The organism is Streptomyces oryzae (genome assembly GCF_017676365.1).
Taxonomy (GTDB): domain Bacteria; phylum Actinomycetota; class Actinomycetes; order Streptomycetales; family Streptomycetaceae; genus Streptomyces; species Streptomyces oryzae.
Map to the genome: position 1 here is coordinate 1 of NZ_JADKMA010000179.1, position 16,435 is coordinate 16,435.

14 protein-coding genes are annotated in these 16,435 nt (G+C 70.6%); 6 read left to right on the forward strand and 8 right to left on the reverse strand.

Going from position 1 to position 16,435, the window contains the following annotated elements; all coding sequences use genetic code 11:
- Both ITI46_RS27105 and ITI46_RS27110 read left to right on the forward strand, forming a co-directional pair.
- Positions 1-805 (forward strand): ABC transporter permease (locus ITI46_RS27105; RefSeq protein WP_209242533.1); only part of this gene is annotated, 805 nt, incomplete at its 5' end.
- 94 nt (positions 806-899) lie between these two features.
- The gene (locus tag ITI46_RS27110) at positions 900-1,709 is read left to right on the forward strand and encodes a phosphatase PAP2 family protein (RefSeq protein ID WP_209242534.1); all 810 of its coding nucleotides are present in this window, start codon (positions 900-902) and stop codon (positions 1,707-1,709) included.
- Here ITI46_RS27110 and ITI46_RS27115 read toward each other — a convergent pair.
- The 8 genes from ITI46_RS27115 to ITI46_RS27150 all read right to left on the reverse strand — a co-directional run bounded on the left by ITI46_RS27115 (position 1,706) and on the right by ITI46_RS27150 (position 8,841).
- Complete coding sequence (locus ITI46_RS27115; protein WP_209242535.1) at positions 1,706-2,383, reverse strand: response regulator; 678 nt, start codon at positions 2,381-2,383, stop codon at positions 1,706-1,708. The two genes, ITI46_RS27110 and ITI46_RS27115, sit on opposite strands and share 4 nt — an antisense overlap.
- 13 nt (positions 2,384-2,396) lie before the next feature.
- On the reverse strand, positions 2,397-3,452 hold the full coding sequence (locus tag ITI46_RS27120) for a sensor histidine kinase (RefSeq protein WP_209242536.1): 1,056 nt from the start codon (positions 3,450-3,452) through the stop codon (positions 2,397-2,399).
- A complete protein-coding gene (locus ITI46_RS27125; RefSeq protein ID WP_209242537.1) occupies positions 3,437-3,865 on the reverse strand; it encodes a hypothetical protein in 429 nt (142 codons plus the stop codon). The genes ITI46_RS27120 and ITI46_RS27125 overlap by 16 nt, the downstream gene beginning before the upstream one ends.
- 94 nt (positions 3,866-3,959) lie before the next feature.
- The gene (locus tag ITI46_RS27130) at positions 3,960-4,763 is read right to left on the reverse strand and encodes a succinate dehydrogenase/fumarate reductase iron-sulfur subunit (RefSeq protein WP_209242546.1); all 804 of its coding nucleotides are present in this window, start codon (positions 4,761-4,763) and stop codon (positions 3,960-3,962) included.
- A gap of 80 nt (positions 4,764-4,843) precedes the next feature.
- The gene (locus ITI46_RS27135; RefSeq protein WP_209242538.1) at positions 4,844-6,844 is read right to left on the reverse strand and encodes a fumarate reductase/succinate dehydrogenase flavoprotein subunit; all 2,001 of its coding nucleotides are present in this window, start codon (positions 6,842-6,844) and stop codon (positions 4,844-4,846) included.
- A 16-nt stretch (positions 6,845-6,860) separates the two neighbouring features.
- Positions 6,861-7,712 (reverse strand): succinate dehydrogenase subunit SdhC, encoded by an 852-nt coding sequence (gene sdhC / locus ITI46_RS27140; RefSeq protein ID WP_209242539.1) that lies wholly within the window; start codon positions 7,710-7,712, stop codon positions 6,861-6,863.
- An 82-nt stretch (positions 7,713-7,794) separates the two neighbouring features.
- Positions 7,795-8,094: an Rv0250c family protein gene (locus tag ITI46_RS27145; protein WP_209242540.1), complete on the reverse strand. Its 300-nt coding sequence runs from the start codon at positions 8,092-8,094 to the stop codon at positions 7,795-7,797.
- Between the two features lie 135 nt (positions 8,095-8,229).
- Positions 8,230-8,841, reverse strand: a complete 612-nt coding sequence (locus ITI46_RS27150) for a Uma2 family endonuclease (protein ID WP_209242541.1) — start codon at positions 8,839-8,841, stop codon at positions 8,230-8,232.
- Positions 8,842-9,162: 321 nt separating this feature from the next.
- On the opposite strand from ITI46_RS27150, the gene ITI46_RS27155 reads away from it, so the two are divergent.
- From ITI46_RS27155 to ITI46_RS27170, 4 genes are all read left to right on the forward strand, one after another.
- Complete coding sequence (locus ITI46_RS27155; protein WP_209242542.1) at positions 9,163-11,547, forward strand: ABC transporter family substrate-binding protein; 2,385 nt, start codon at positions 9,163-9,165, stop codon at positions 11,545-11,547.
- 212 nt (positions 11,548-11,759) lie between these two features.
- Positions 11,760-13,631: a translational GTPase TypA gene (typA, locus tag ITI46_RS27160; protein ID WP_209242543.1), complete on the forward strand. Its 1,872-nt coding sequence runs from the start codon at positions 11,760-11,762 to the stop codon at positions 13,629-13,631.
- A gap of 214 nt (positions 13,632-13,845) precedes the next feature.
- On the forward strand, positions 13,846-15,495 hold the full coding sequence (locus ITI46_RS27165; RefSeq protein ID WP_209242544.1) for a peptide ABC transporter substrate-binding protein: 1,650 nt from the start codon (positions 13,846-13,848) through the stop codon (positions 15,493-15,495).
- A 6-nt stretch (positions 15,496-15,501) separates the two neighbouring features.
- Entirely contained in the window at positions 15,502-16,425 is a 924-nt protein-coding gene (locus ITI46_RS27170; RefSeq protein WP_209242545.1) for an ABC transporter permease, read from the forward strand.
- Positions 16,426-16,435: the final 10 nt, after the last annotated feature.

The window sequence follows — 16,435 nt, forward strand, 5'->3', positions numbered from 1 at the left end:
CACCCGTCTGGTCCGCGAGCTGCGCGCTGTCCGGGTGCTGTGGCACCGCGAGATGGTGCGGCTGCTGCGCACCAAGGTGCAGATCGTCATGGGGCTGGTGACGCCCGTGATGTTCCTGCTGGTCATGGGCACTGGGCTGGAGTCGATGGGCACCACGTCGGGCGACGCCTTCCAGCAGTTTCGCAGCTTCCTCTTCCCCGGCGTGCTGGTGATGGCGACGCAGGCCCCCGCGCTGGCCGTCGGGCTGTCCGTGGTGATGGACCGGCAGAGCGGCATGCTGCGCCAGGCGATGGTGGCGCCGGTGCACCGGGTCAGCCTGCTGCTGGGCCTGTCGCTGGGCGGCGCCACCTGCGGTGCCGTCTACGGCGGGCTGGTGCTTGCCATCTCCGGCACGGTCGGCATCGCCTACGACCCGCTGCTGCTGGCAGCCCTGCTCGAAGTCGCCGTCATCGCCCTGCTGTTCACCGCGGGCGGCATGCTGGCGGCCGTCACCATCCAGCGCATACAGACCTTCCAGGTCCTGATGGGGCTGGCCCTGATGCCGCTGATGTTCCTGTCCGGCGCGATGTTCTCGCCCAGCGGGCTGCCGCGCTGGCTGAGCCTCGTGGTCCACCTCAACCCGCTCACCTACGCCGTCGACGCGGTACGCCGCACCCTGCCGGGCGAACTCGACATGGGTGGCTACGCGGGCCCGCCGCAGATCGCGGGCTGGACCCCGCCGGTCGCCCTGGAGGTCTGCTTCGTCGCCGCGCTCGCCGCACTGACGCTCTGCGCGGCGGCTCGGCGCTTCGCCCGCCGGGGGTGAGCCCTCAGCAGGAGTCAACCCTGACGAACGTCCAACCCCCGAACCGACTTTCGGGCCGGGGCCCGAGCCCTGCCCCGTCCGTAGCTTCCGTGCCATGCACACGGAACGAGGAACACGACGGCGGTCGCCTGTGCGCGGGCCGCTCGGTGCGGTGGCGGCGCTGGTGGCCGGCGGCGCGGGAGTCTGGACGCTCGCCCCCGGTGGGCTCGGCCGGGAGGACCCCGTACGGATCACCATCGGAGCCTCCGCCTCCGGCTACCGCGAGCTGAGCGGGCTCGCCGGGGACGGGCCAGGCTGGCTGGGCGGCCTGCTGGAACTGGCCACGGAGGGCACCCTGATCGCCCTCGGCCTGCTGCTGCTCCGGGCCGGATGGTGCGGCTGGCGCGACGGCAGGATGAAGGACCCGCGGCTGGTGGGCGCGGTGCTGACGGGCGTCGGCACAGTGGTGGCGTACGGAGTGAGCGAGGCGGTGAAGCTGGTGGTGGACGAGGAACGGCCATGCCGGGCGCTGGCCGGGGCCCACCCGGTGGCGGAGTGCCCGCCGCCCGGCGACTGGTCGTTCCCGAGCAACCACGCCACGCTTGCCGCTGCGCTGGCCGTGGGCCTCGCCCTCACGCTGCCCCGGCTCGCAGCCGTGACGCTCCCACTCGCCGGCGCGGCTGCGCTGCTGCGGGTGCTGGTCGGAGTGCACTATCCGCACGATGTGCTCGCGGGTGCCCTGCTGGGAGCCGCGTGCGCGGTTGCGGCGGTTGTGATGAGGAGGGCGCCCCTTGGGGACGTTCGTAGACCTCGGGTCAGCGGTGGCTTGGGGGTGCCCCCTGCTCGAAGAGCTTGGGGGAGCAGTTCCCCACGCCCCTCCGGGGCGCGTCCCGCCTCGCAAAGGCAAGGCACCGGCAAGCCCTAGCGCGGCACCAGCCCCGCCTCGTGGGCCACCACGGCCGCTGCCGCGCGGTTGTCCACGCCGAGCCCCGCGAGGACGGCGCTGACGTGGGCCTTGACCGTGCCCTCCACCACCCGCAGCCGCCGCGCGATCTGCGCGTTGGACAGCCCGGAGCCCAGGTGGGAGAGGACTTCCCGCTCGCGGGCCGTCAGCGCCTCCACCCGGGCGCGGGCGGAGGCGCGGCGTCCGGCGGCCGATCCGGCGCCGGTCGCCGCGAGATGGGCGACGACGCGGGCCGCCACCTTGGGGGAGAGGTAGGCGGCGCCGTCGGCCACCGCCCGTACGCCCGCGAGCAGTTCCTCCGGCTCCCCCGCCTTGACCAGGAAACCGGCGGCTCCGCCGCCCAGCGCCTGAAGGATGTAGTCGTCCTCGCCGAATGTCGTCAGAATCACCGAACGGGTTCCGGGCACGGCCCGGCCCAGCGCGGCCAGCGTCTCGATTCCGTCGGCCTTGGGCATCCGGATGTCGAGCACAGCCACGTCGGGCCGGTGTCTGCACGCCAGTTCGACGGCCTCGTGGCCGTCGCCCGCCTCGGCGACGACCTCGATGGCGGGGTCCGTGGCCAGGATGGCGCGCACGCCCGTACGCACCAGGGGCTCGTCGTCGGCGATCAGCACCCGGATCGTCGGTGCTGTCATCGGGCCCGCCTCCTCACGCCCGCAGCGCCTGGGCCGATACCAGCGTGCCCGCGCGGAAACAGAGCCGGTAGACGTCGCCGGAGCTGTCGTCGAAGGGGTTGGCGGTCATCGCGTAGTACTCGCACGTCGTTCCGGCTCCCTGTGGCGGCGGCGGGATGTGCGCGGGCCGGTGCCGGGTCTGCGCCTCGGGCAGGTGGGGAGCGATCCGCGCCCGCTGCTGCCCGGCCCGCAGCCGGCCGAAGTCCTCGGCCGACAGCACCGCCCGCTCGGTCACCAGCATGTCCCACCAGGTCAGCGCCCCGCCCAACAGGGCGCCCAGCGAGAGGCACACGGTGACGGCGGTGAGCGCCGTACGGCCCAGCCTGCGGCGGGCGTGCCGCTGCTCCAGCACGGGCCCGGCGTACGGCAGGGAGGGCCCGGCGTACGGCAGGGAGGGCGCGGCGGCAGACGGCCGCGGCCTGCCGGCGCACGGCAGCGTGGCCCGTACGGCGAAGCCGCCCTCCGGCGTCGGCCCGCAACTGAACGTCCCGCCTGCCAGCCGTACCCGCTCGTCGAGCCCGAACAGCCCGCGCCCGCCCACGCCCGGCCGCGACCGGATGTCCCCGTCGGTGCGCGGCACGACAGCGGGACCGTTCTCCACCGAGACCGAGACCCATGCCCCGCCCGCCGCATGGATCACGTCGACCGAGACCTCGGCACCCGGCGCGTGTTTGGCGGCGTTCGTCAGGGCCTCCTGCACCACACGGTGTGCGGCCCGCGCCGTGTGCGGCGCCGGGCCGTGTCCGTCGTCGTCCGGCTCGCCCTCGATCCGTGCCGTGACGGGCAGCCCGGCAGCCGACGCCTCCTCGACCAGGCGCCGGACGCTGATGCCCTGCGGGCGGGTGGGGGCGCCCTCGGCCGTCTCCCGCAGTACGCCGATGACTTCGCCGAGCCGGTCCACCGCGGCCTCGGCACGGCTTCGGATGTCCCCGGCGGCCGCGCGGTGCTCCGGCTCCAGGCCGTCGGCGAGCTTGAGCGCGCCCGCGGAGAGGGCGAGCAGGCTCAGCTCGTGGCCTAGGGCGTCGTGCATGTCCTGCGCGATACGGGACCGTTCGCGCAGCCGGCCTGGCCGGCGACCAGTTCGCGCTCCCTCGCCAGCTGTTCGGCCCGCTCCCAGCCCGCGCGGGCCAGCGCCTGGTACTGCCGCCAGAAGCGGCCCGCGCACCAGGAGAGCATCCCGGCGGTGAGCGCCACCGCCACGAACCGGGTACCCGGCGTCAGCCAGGCGGGATGGGCCAGGGCCGCGGCCAGGCTCGCGGCAAGGGCCCCGGCCAGGACCAGGGCCGGTATCAGGGCCCCGCCCGGGCGCCGCCCCGCCAGAAACGCGCAGCAGGCGGCCACCGCGATCCACCACGGCCGGGCGAGCACCCCGAGGAGCGCCGTCAGCCCGGCGGCTGCGGTGAGGGCATGGGCGGTGAGCTGACTGCGCGCATCGGAGGTCACAGGGGGACGGTAGAGCGACCGGTGCGGCCGGTGACACTGCCGAAAGTCGAAGAGTCGGTCGCAGGGTCACCGGCCGCGGGGCCCTCGGACGTGCTCAGCTCGTCCGGCGGCGGATCTTGTTGCCGAGCCACACCAGCGGGTCGTACTTCCGGTCGGCGGCCCGTTCCTTGAGCGGGATCAGCGCGTTGTCCGTGATCTTGATGTGCTCCGGGCAGACCTCGGTACAGCACTTGGTGATGTTGCAGTAGCCGAGCCCGTGGTCGTCCTGCGCCGTGGTCTTACGGTCAAGACCGGCATCCTCGGCGGCGTCCAGCGGGTGCATGTCCAGCTCGGCGACCCGCATCAGGAACCGCGGCCCGGCGAAGGCGGTCTTGTTCTCCTCGTGGTCCCGCACCACATGGCAGGTGTCCTGGCACAGGAAGCACTCGATGCACTTGCGGAACTCCTGCGAGCGCCCTACGTCCTCCTGCTGCATCCGGTACTCGCCGGGCCCCAGGTCCGGCGGCGGCACGAAGGCCGGAACCTGCCGGGCCTTCTCGTAGTTGAAGCCGACGTCCGTCACCAGGTCCCGGACCACGGGGAAGGCCCGCAGCGGGGTGACCGTGATGGTCTCGGCGCGGTCGAAGACCGACATGCGGGTCATGCACAGCAGCCGGGGCCGCCCGTTGATCTCCGCGCTGCACGAGCCGCACTTGCCCGCCTTGCAGTTCCAGCGGACCGCGAGGTCGGGGGCCTGGGTCGCCTGGAGGCGGTGGATGATGTCGAGGACGACCTCACCCTCGTTCACCTCGACGGTGAAGTCCTCCAGGCCGCCGCCGTCCACATCGCCGCGCCAGACCTTGAAGTGCGCGTCGTAGCTGGTCTCCGGCCGCGTCGCATCGGGGGCCCCGCCGCTCACCGCGCCGTCGATGCCCTCACTTCCCGGGCTGGGGGCACCTCCCGGCCGGAGGCTGGGGGACCCGTGGTGTACGTCCCTAGTCACTCGCTCGTCAGCTCCTCGTCGGTCAGGTACTTGATCAACTCCTCCTTCTCGAACAGCTCAAGGAGGTCCTTGCGGATCGGCGGCATCTCGCGGCGCCGCAGCGCGATCCGCCCGGCGCGGCCGGACTCCGCCTCCGAGCCCGCGGCACCCGCGGCACCCGCGGCGCCTGCCGCGCCGTCGGCCGCCGCGAGCGTGCAGACGAGGTTGGCCCGGCGCCATTCGCGGTCCATCTCGGGGTAGTCGTCGCGGGTGTGCCCGCCGCGCGACTCCGTACGGTTCAGCGCCGCGCGCGCCACACACTCGCTGACCAGCAGCATGTTGCGCAGGTCGAGGGCGAGGTGCCAGCCGGGGTTGAACTGCCGGTGGCCCTCCACCTTGGCGCGCCGCGCCCGCTCCCGCAGCTCGGCCAGCCGCTCCAGCGCCTCGGACATCTCCTCCTCGCGGCGGATGATGCCGACCAGGTCGTTCATGGCCCGCTGCAGCTCCTGATGGACCGTGTACGGGTTCTCGGCCGGCCCCTGCGCCTCCTCGTCGGCCGCCGCCGAGCCGACCCCGAAGGGCCGCAGCGCCTCGGCCGCCGCCGCGTCGATCTGCTCGTCCGCCACCCGCGGGGGCTGCTGCGCACAGCCGCGTGCGTACTCCGCGGCGTGCAGCCCGGCCCGGCGGCCGAAGACCAGCAGGTCGGAGAGGGAGTTGCCGCCCAGCCGGTTGGAGCCGTGCATACCGCCGGCGACCTCACCGGCGGCGAACAGCCCCGGTACGCCGCGGGCCGCCGCGGTGTCCGAGTCGACGTCCACGCCGCCCATCACGTAGTGGCAGGTGGGGCCGACCTCCATCGGCTCGGCCGTGATGTCGACATCGGCCAGCTCGCGGAACTGGTGGTGCATGGAGGGCAGCCGGCGTTTGATCGTCTCGGCGGGCATCCGGGTGGAGACGTCCAGGAACACGCCGCCGTGCGGGGAGCCGCGTCCGGCCTTGACCTCGGCGTTGATGGCGCGTGCCACCTCGTCGCGGGGCAGCAGTTCGGGCGGGCGGCGGTGGTTGTCGGGGTCCTCGTACCAGCCGTCGGCCTCCTGCTCCGACTCGGCGTACTTTTCCTTGAAGACGTCCGGGATGTAGTCGAACATGAACCGCTTGCCCTCGGAGTTGCGCAGCACCCCGCCGTCGCCCCGCACCGATTCGGTGACCAGGATGCCCTTCACCGACGGCGGCCAGACCATTCCCGTGGGGTGGAACTGCACGAACTCCATGTTGATCAGCGAGGCCCCGGCCAGCAGCGCCAGCGCGTGCCCGTCCCCGGTGTACTCCCAGGAGTTGGAGGTCACCTTGAACGACTTGCCGATCCCGCCGGTGGCCAGCACCACGGCCGGTGCCTCCATGACGAAGAACCGGCCGCTCTCCCGCTCGTAGCAGAAGACGCCCGAGACCCGGTCCTGCTCCTCGCCCTCCGCGCCGGGCTCCTTCAGGATCTGAGTGACGGTGCACTCCTGGAAGACCTTGATACGGGCCTCGTAGTCGCCGCTCTCCTTGTAGTCCTCCTGCTGCAGCGAGACGACCTTCTGCTGGAGCGTACGGATCAGCTCCAGCCCCGTACGGTCGCCGACGTGGGCCAGCCGCGGATACTCGTGGCCGCCGAAGTTGCGCTGCGAGATCCGGCCGTCCGGCGTGCGGTCGAACAGCGCGCCCCAGGTCTCCAGCTCCCACACCCGCTCGGGTGCCTCGCGGGCGTGCAGCTCGGCCATCCGCCACTGGTTGAGGAACTTGCCGCCGCGCATGGTGTCGCGGAAGTGCACCTGCCAGTTGTCGCCCTCGTTGACGTTGCCCATGCTGGCGGCGATACCGCCCTCGGCCATCACCGTGTGGGCCTTGCCGAAGAGGGACTTGCAGATCACCGCAGTACGCAGGCCCTGCTCCCGTGCCTCGATCGCGGCCCGCAGTCCGGCGCCGCCCGCGCCGACGATGACGACGTCCCACTGCTGACGTTCGACGTGTGCCATGTCGCTCAAGTCCCTCTCAGAAGAGCCGCGGGTCGGTGATGGTGCCGGTGGCCAGCAGGTAGACGTAGAAGTCCGCCAGCGCCACGCTGAGCAGCGAGGCCCAGGCGAGCAGCATGTGCCGCTCGTTGAGCTTGCCGACCCAGCCCCACAGCCGGTAGCGCACCGGGTGCTTGGAGAAGTGCCGCAGCCTGCCGCCGACGATGTGCCGGCAGGAGTGGCAGGAGAGGGTGTACGCCCAGATCAGCACGATGTTGGCGAGGAAGACGAGGGTGCCGAGGCCCATGTGGCCCCACTCGTAGTCCTCGTTGCGGAAGCCGAGCACGGTGTCCCAGGTGAGGATCGCCGCGACCAGCATCGCCGCGTAGAAGAAGTAGCGGTGGATGTTCTGCAGGATCAGCGGGAAGCGGGTCTCGCCGGTGTACTTCTTGTGCGGCTCGGCCACGGCGCAGGCCGGGGGAGAGGCCCAGAAGCCGCGGTAGTACGCCTTGCGGTAGTAGTAGCAGGTGAGCCGGAAGCCCAGCGGGAAGATCAGGATGAGCAGCGCGGGCGACAGCCCCCACCACTCGCCGAACAGGCCGAAGTTGGGCCCGCCCTTCATCGTCGCGCAGTTGTCCGCCAGGCAGGGCGAGTAGAACGGCGAGACGTAGGGAGCGTGGTAGTAGTCGGCGTTCGCGAACGCGCGCCAGGTCGAGTAGACGACGAACGCCAGCAGCCCGAGCGCCGTCGCTGCGGGCGCGAGCCACCAGCGGTCCTTGCGCAGGTGCGGTTCGGCGATGGCGGCGCGTGTGCTGGTGTGTACGCCGGTGGTTCGTGGGCCCGCGGGAGGTCGGGGCCCCGTGCTCTGTTGGGGTTCGGTGCCAGTGGCCAACGGTTTCTCCGGATGAGACGGCTGGGATCGGGGCAGGCCCGGGCAGCCAGGGCCTGCCTTCAACGACTCGTTGTCCAACGAGTCACGGTGCGTGCCGGTCGCGCGCTCCGAGCCCCTCGTCGTCGACATCCGTCCACAGGCCCGGGTCGTAGGGCTGGTCGGGAATGGTCACCATCTCGGCGTGCGGCTCGGTCGTCGGCCGCGGGGCGGTTGCTCTCAGCAGGGAGAGCGACTCCTTCAGATGCTCGGCGTCGCTGCGCACCCGGCGGATCTCCAGGCCGGAGCCGATATGCCCTTCGAGCCGGCTGACGCAGCGTGCGAGATCGTCCAGACAGCGCTGAGCGGCTGTCAGTTCATCGTGCAGCGAATCGTGCAGAGACATGGCGTGCCCACCTCCGCGGTGGTGGCGGCTGGCATGGTCGATGCGCGTGGCGAGTGTTGCGCGTCACACTCCCGCTTGTGAAGGGTGCGACACGCCTTTCCGCCGTACGGGACCCTGCGGAGCCCTGCGGGCCGCTCAGTCGCGGAGCAGCGCGGAGGTGTCGAGGGCCGGGTAGGGGGAGGGAAGGGGCAGCGGGTCCCTGAGCTTGACCTCGGAGGTTGTCTTGTATCGCGCCTCGTCTTCGTGCGACACCGGGTCGGAGAAGGCGTACGCCTTGCCTTCCTTGCGGTGGATCAGCACGTAGACGGGAACTCCGGCCGCGGCATAGGTCCGGTACTTCGGCCCGGAGTCCGTCTCATGATTGCTGGAGGTGACCTCCCCGGCGAGCGCCAGCATTTCGACTGGATACCAGCCCTTGTGCGCCTTGCGGTACGCCTCATCGATGTCGGACGGCCTGCGCCGCCGGACGTAGAAGTCCGGGATCAGCAGGGCTCGGGTCTCCTCTGCCTTCGCGCCCATCCGGTAGCCGTTGCCGAAGCCCGCCAGGTGGAACCCGGCCGAGCGCAGCTGGAAGTACAGCTCTGCCCCAAGGTGGTTGTGCTCGTCATCAGGCTGCGGCGGCACGATGACCATCCCCTCGATGTACTGCGGCCGAATCGGCTTGTCCGACGCCTCTTCGAATGCGATCAGCTGGTCGACGGGGTCCATGGCCTTCTTCACCGGCTCCATTACAGGTTCGGCGGTCATCGCAGGTCCTCCTCGTGGCTCTCCCAGATTACGCCGGGGCCGGACACCCCGGGAGCATCCTGCGGCCCTGCCCGAAGTCATGTGCGGAGTTTCCTCATTGGTTAATCCGATCGGGTGGCAGGGGTGCTGGCCCGAGCCATGCGCCCCCCGCGGACCGCGCGGGGGGCTGCTCCGCACGGGTGGCATATGTGCTCCGTACGTCGTGTCTGCGCGGTCTCAGGGTGTGGGCTCGCCTTCAGTGGGGCGAAAAGATGTGATGAGCCGCCAAAACCGCCGAAAGTGGACGTACGCGGACGCGCGGCCAGCCCCGGAGGTTTCAGCATGCGAGCCGTCCCAGCCGAATCACGAAGGCCCCCGAGGCCGCCACAGCCAGGGGATTCCCTCAGCCGTGACGCGACCGTCCGGCCCCGCCGGAACCGGCGCTGGGCGGCGGCGCTCATCGCCGGTCTGCTGCTGCCGCTGCCGCTGGCGGCCTGTGGCGGCTCGGACTCGCAGGACGCCGAGTCCGACACCGGCAGCGGCTCGGCGAGCGGGGGCGGGGACGTACGCGCCACCGACCGGCAGCAGATCGCCTCCGGCGGCACCCTGCGCTGGGCGGTGGACGCGGCACCCACCACCTTCAACGTCTTCCAGCCGGACTCCACCGAGGCCACCAAGCGGGTCGCGGCGGCCAGCCTGCCCACACTGTTCACCCTCGACGAGCACGGCCGCCCGCAGAAGGACGAGGACTTCCTGCGCGGCGCCGAGGTCACGGAGACCGAGCCCCGGCAGACCGTCGTCTACAAGCTCAACCCGAAGGCCCGCTGGAGCGACGGCCGCCGGCTGGGCGCTGCGGACTTCCGCGCCCAGTGGAAGGCGCTGCGCGGCAAGAACAACGCCTACTGGACGGCGCGGAACGCCGGGTACGACCGTATCCGCAAGGTCACCAAGGGTGAGAACGCCGACGAGGTCAAGGTCGTCTTCGGCAAGCCGTACGCGGACTGGCGCTCCCTGTTTACGCCGCTCTACCCCAAGCAGGCCATGAACAGGCCCAAGGCGTTCAACGACCGCATCCGCACCAGGCTGCCCGCGGTGGCCGGCCCGTTCCGCGTCGTCAAGGCGGGCAAGGACCGCGACCGTACCGTCCTGGAGCGCAACCCGCGCTGGTGGGGCGACCGCGCCAAGCTGGACCGCATCGTGCTGACCGCGGTGCCCCGCGACCAGACGGCCAAGGCGCTGGCGGAGGGGAAGGTGGACGTCGCCGACGTCAGCGCGCCGGCGGCCAGGCGGATCGGCGCCGCGAACGGGCTCGGCGGCCCCGGGCGCCCCGACGCGGCCAAGGGCGCCAAGAACGCGCAGGAGGCCAAGAAGCGCGAGGCCGAGCGGCGCGAGGCGCGCAAGCGGGAGGCCCGCAAGCGCTTCGGCGCCGCGGCGGCACGGCATCTGGGCAGGTACGAGGTGCGCCGGGCGCTGGACCCCGCCTACACCCAGCTGACCCTCAACGGCGCCAGTGGCCCCCTCGCCGACGAGCGGGTGCGCCGCGCGGTGGCCCGCGCCATCGACCGGGAGAAGCTGGCCGAGAAGGCGCTCGCCGGGACCGGACTGCCGCACAAGCCGCTCGGCAGCCATCTGCGGATGGCCAACCAGGACGGCTACCACGACAACAGCGGCGACTTCGGCAGCGCGGACATCGACTCCGCGCAGTCCCTGCTGGCCGACGCGGGCTGGAAGACCGGCGGCCTGGGCGGGGCGGGCGCCGAGAAGCACGCCGGGAAGTCGGCCGGGAACGCCCACGGGGGGCACCACGGCAGCGAGAAGGCAGAGGGCGAGAAGGCCGGGGACAAGAAGGAGAAGCGGGCCGACGGCGGGCCCGCCGAGCCGTCCGCCGCGGCCGGCTCTCCCGACGTGGGGGGCCGCGCGCCCCACCGCGCGGAGGCCGAGTCGTCGGTGGTGAGGCTGACCGCCGACCAGATCGCCCGGGTCGTCGACAAACCGCTGGGCCTCTCCGTGTCGGCCACGACCCAGCGGGGCGCCATCCTCGCGCAGGCCGCACACTCCAGCCTCGCCTCCGCCAGACAGGACGGCTCCGAGCGCAAGCTGAGCCGTGCCAGGGCGGCGCTGGAGACGGCCGAGAAGGTGCAGGCGACGGCCCGGGAACTGCGGCTGCTGGCGGCCGACCCGGCCAGCGGGGTGCGCAGCAAGGGCGGCAAGCCCCTCGCGCTGCGCTTCGTGCTGCCGGGCGGCAAGGGCTCGGCCCAGCTGAGGGACACCGGCAAGCGCATCGCACGGATGCTGCACGGCGTCGGCATCCGTACGCAGATCAAGGAAGTGCCCGGCGACAGCTACTTCAAGGACCACATCGCCTCGGGCGACTACGACCTGGCGCTGTACTCGTGGCCCGCGACGGCGTTCCCCGCCACCGAGGCACGGCCGATCTTCGCCAAGCCGCAGCCGGCGTCCGACGGCTCGCTCCAGGTCGAGCAGAACTACGCCAGGGTCGGCACCGACCGGATCGACCAGCTCTTCGAGGAGGCTGCGGGCGAGCTGGACGACGGACGGCGCCGGGAGCTGATGCAGCAGGCCGACCAGCGGATCTGGGCGGTGTCCGGTTCGCTGCCGCTCTACCAGCGGCCCCAGCTGGTCGCGGCCAAGCGGAACCTGGCCAACGTGGGCGCCTTCGGCTTCTCCGCCCCCGTGTACGAGGACATGGGCTACCGCAAGAGCTGAGCCGCACCCTCCCACCGGCCGCCGAGCGCCGGACGGACCGCACAGCGGCCCCGTCCGGCGCTTCGCGTGGCGGCCCGTACCATGGTTGACGAGGCCGCGGCGAGCCATGCCCGGCGTCAGGGTGCGCGGCCCGGCAGCACAGGCTGGGGGTACCTCCCGGCCGGAGGCTGGGGGAGCGCGGCCCGATCCGTCAACCCGGGAGACACCCCTCAGTGCCCACGCGCCACGACATCCGTAACGTCGCAATCGTCGCCCACGTCGACCACGGCAAGACCACCCTGGTCGACGCCATGCTCAAGCAGGCCGGAGCCTTCGCGGCCCACCAGCTCGAATCCGTCGACGACCGGGTGATGGACTCGAACGACCTGGAGCGCGAGAAGGGCATCACCATTCTCGCCAAGAACACCGCGGTCCGGTACCACCCCAAGGACGGCGGGGAACCGGTCACCATCAACATCATCGACACCCCCGGCCACGCCGACTTCGGCGGCGAGGTCGAGCGCGGTCTGTCGATGGTGGACGCGGTCGTGCTGCTGGTCGACGCCTCCGAGGGGCCCCTGCCGCAGACCCGTTTCGTGCTCCGCAAGGCGCTCCAGGCGCGGCTCCCCGTCATCCTCTGCGTCAACAAGACGGACCGGCCCGACGCCCGGATCTCCGAGGTCGTTGACGAGACCTACGACCTCTTCCTCGACCTGGACGCGGACGAGGAGCAGATCGAGTTCCCCATCGTCTACGCCTGCGCCCGGGACGGCATCGCCTCGCTGACCCAGCCCGCCGACGGCGCGGTCCCCGCGGACAGCGACAGCCTGGAGCCGTTCTTCACCACCCTGCTGGAGACGGTGCCCGCTCCCACCTACGAGGAGGGTGCACCGCTCCAGGCGCACGTCACCAACCTGGACGCGGACAACTTCCTGGGCCGGATCGCGCTGCTGCGCGTCAAGGAGGGCTCGCTGAAGAAGGGCCAGACCGTGGCCTGGATGAGGCGGGACGGCTCGGTGCAGAACGTACGGATCACCGAGCTGCTGATGACCGAGGCGCTGACCCGCAAGCCGGCCGCCGAGGCCGGTCCCGGCGACATCTGCGCGGTCGCCGGTATCCCGGACATCATGATCGGCGAGACGCTCGCGGACGCCGAGAACCCGGTCGCGCTCCCGCTGATCACCGTGGACGAGCCGGCCATCTCCATGACCATCGGCACCAACACCTCGCCGCTGGTGGGCAAGGGCGGCAAGGGCCACAAGGTCACCGCGCGGCTGGTCAAGGACCGGCTGGACCGCGAGCTGATCGGCAACGTCTCGCTGCGGGTGCTGCCCACCGAGCGCCCCGACGCCTGGGAGGTGCAGGGCCGCGGTGAGCTGGCGCTGGCCATCCTGGTGGAGACGATGCGCCGCGAGGGCTTCGAGCTGACCGTGGGCAAGCCGGAGGTCGTCACCCGCGAGATAGACGGCAAGCTGCACGAGCCGGTCGAGCGGATGACCATCGACGCTCCTGAGGAGCACCTGGGCGCCATCACCCAGCTGATGGCGACCCGCAAGGGCCGCATGGAGACCATGACCAACCACGGCTCCGGCTGGGTGCGCATGGAGTGGCTGGTCCCCTCGCGCGGTCTGATCGGCTTCCGTACGGAGTTCCTGACCGAGACCCGCGGCACGGGCATCGCGCACTCCATCTTCGAGGGGCACGAGCCGTGGTTCGGCGAGCTGCGCACGCGGCGCAGTGGGTCGCTGGTGGCGGACCGGTCCGGGACGGCGACGCCCTTCGCGATGATGAACCTCCAGGAGCGGGGCACCATCTTCATCGAGCCGGGCACCGAGGTGTACGAGGGCATGATCGTCGGGGAGAACTCCCGCTCGGACGACATGGACGTCAACATCACCAAGGAGAAGAAGCTCACCAACATGCGGGCCGCCTCCGCCGATACGACGGAGAACCTGGTGCCGCCGCGGAAGCTCTCGCTGGAGCAGGCGCTGGAGTTCTGCCGCGAGGACGAGTGCATCGAGGTGACGCCGGAGACGGTGCGCATCCGCAAGGTGAACCTGGACATGAAGGAGCGGGCGCGTGCGGCCGCCCGCGCGAAGCGGTAGCCAGCGGCGGAAGCGGCGCACGCGGCGGACGTGACGAAGGGGCCCACCCTGGGGTGGGCCCCTTCTGGTGTTCCGGATTCTCGTGTTCCGGAGCAGCCCCCGAACGGGTGCCGGGGAGTGGGGCGGTGGGCAAGCCAGCCGGGCATATGGTGACAAAAGGTGTTATGTGGGTTGGAGGCGTACTCGGACTGACAGCGCACCCAGGAGGCACCCCATGTGTGGAGCCACCCGCACCACCATGACCAGGCGGGCGCTCGCCGCCGCCGGGGCGGTCGCTCTGACGGCAACGGCCTGCGGCGGCGGCTCCAACGCCGGTGCCGCCGCGGGCGGCGCGCAGAGTGGTGTCGTACGCGCGTTCTGGACCGATCCGCAGCACCCGGTCGAGCCCGCCAACACCAACGAGGTGCAGGGCGGCAAGGTCCTCGACATGATTTCCCGGGGGCTGATGAAGTACAACCCGACCACGGGCAAGGCCGAGAAGGCAGTCGCCGAATCCATCGACTCCGACGACCAGCAGAACTTCACCATCAAGCTGAAGAAGGGCTGGAAGTTCTCCGACGGCACGCCCGTGACGGCCAAGTCCTTCGTGAATGCCTGGAACTACGGGGCGCTGGTCAGCAACAAACAGATCAATTCCTATTTCTTCCAGTACATTGAGGGCTACGAGGACGTACACCCCGAGAAGGGGGCGCCCAGGGCGAAGAAGCTGTCCGGGCTGAAGGTGCAGGACGACCGTACGTTCACGGTGCGGCTCAACCAGAAGTTCTCCCTCTGGCCGCAGACCCTCGGATACAGCGCCTACGCACCGCTGCCGAAGTCGTTCTTCACCGACCACGACGGCTGGCTGAAGAAGCCGGTGGGAAACGGCCCCTACAAGGTGGACTCCTACACCAAGGGCCAGTCGATGCAGCTGTCCCGCAACAAGTACTACGCAGGGGACGACAAACCCCGCAACAAGGGCGTCGAGCTGAAGGTCTACACCGACCAGAACACCGGCTACACGGATCTGCAGGCCGGAAACCTCGACGTCGTCGACGAACTGCCCGCCGGACAGCTCAAGAACGCGAAACGGGACCTGAACGGGCGCTACATCAACCAGCCTGCGGGCATCACCCAGACCCTCTCCTTCCCGATGTACGACAAGAAGTGGCAGAGCAAGAAGGCCGCGATGGTGCGCCGCGGACTCTCCAAGGCGATCGACCGGAGAGAAGTGACCGAGAAGATCTACCACGGCACCCGGGAACCCGCGACCGATCTGACCTCGCCCGTGCTGAAGACCTCCGGCGGCTACAAACCGGGGCTCTGCGGCGACGTGTGCACCTACGACCCCAAGGGGGCCAGGAAACTCATCAAGCAGGGCGGCGGGCTGCCCGGCGGGAAGATCACCCTGACCTCCAACGTGGACACCGGGTCGCACCGGCAATGGATGGAGGCCGTCTGCAACAGCATCAACCGCACGCTCGGCAAGAACAACGCCTGCGCCATCAACCCCGTGCCGACGTTCAGCGAATTCCGCTCCGACATCACCGACAGGAAGCTCAAGGGGATGTTCAGGACCGGCTGGCAGATGGACTATCCGCTCATCCAGAACTTCATCCAGCCCATCTACTACACCAACGCCTCCTCCAACGACTCCGGCTTCTCCGACCCGAAGGTCGACCAGCTCATCGACAAGGCGAACGAGGCCACCGACGAGAAGTCCGCAATCGGCCTCTTCCAGCAGGCGGAGAAGCGGATCCTGGACACCTTCCCCTCGATTCCGCTGTGGTATCAGAACGGGAACGCCGGATACTCCAGCCGCGTCAGCAACGTCAGACTCAACCCCTTCTCCGTGCCGGTCTTCACCGACATCAAGGTCAAGTGAGCCGCCGTGGGGCGCTACGTCACCAGACGACTGCTCCAGATGATCCCGGTCTTCGCCGGGACCACCTTTCTCATCTTCGTGATGGTGTACGCAGTCGGGGACCCGGTCAACGCGATGTTCGGGGAGCGGGCCCCTGATCCGGCCACCGCCCGGCAACTGCGCGAGGAATTCAACCTCGACAAACCCATCTGGCAGCAGTACGGGCTCTACATGGGCAAGATCTTCACCGGCGACTTCGGCAACGCGTTCAACGGCCGGCCGGTGACCGAACTGATGGGCACCGCCTTTCCCATCACCATCCGGCTGGCCATCGTGGCCATCGTCTTCGAGATCGCCTTCGGCATCGTGCTGGGCGTGGTCACGGGGCTGCGGCGCGGGCGGCCCGTCGACTCCGGGGTGCTGATGCTGACGCTCGTCGTCATCTCCGTACCGACCTTTGTGACCGGCAGCCTCGCGCAGTATCTGCTCGGCGTGAAATGGGGCCTGATCGCCCCCGCGGTCTCGCCCGCCGCGCCGGTCGGGGAGCTGCTGCTGCCCGGTCTCGTCCTCGCGCTGGTCTCGCTCGCCTATGTCACCCGGCTGACCCGGACGTCGATCGCGGAGAACGCCCGCTCCGACTATGTGCGGACCGCCATCGCCAAAGGGCTGTCCCGGCGGCGGGTGACGGTGCGGCACCTGCTGCGGAACTCGCTGATCCCCGTCGTCACCTTTCTGGGTACGGACGTCGGCAGCCTGATGGCCGGGGCGCTGGTGACCGAGCGGATCTTCAACATCCAGGGCGTGGGCTTCCAGCTGTGGCAGGGCATCGTCCGGCAGAACTCGCCGACCGTCGTCGGCTTCGTGACCATCCTCGTCATCGTCTTCCTCCTCGCGAACCTGCTCGTCGATCTGTTGTACGCGGTGCTCGACCCGAGGATCCGGTATGCGTAACCCACCCACC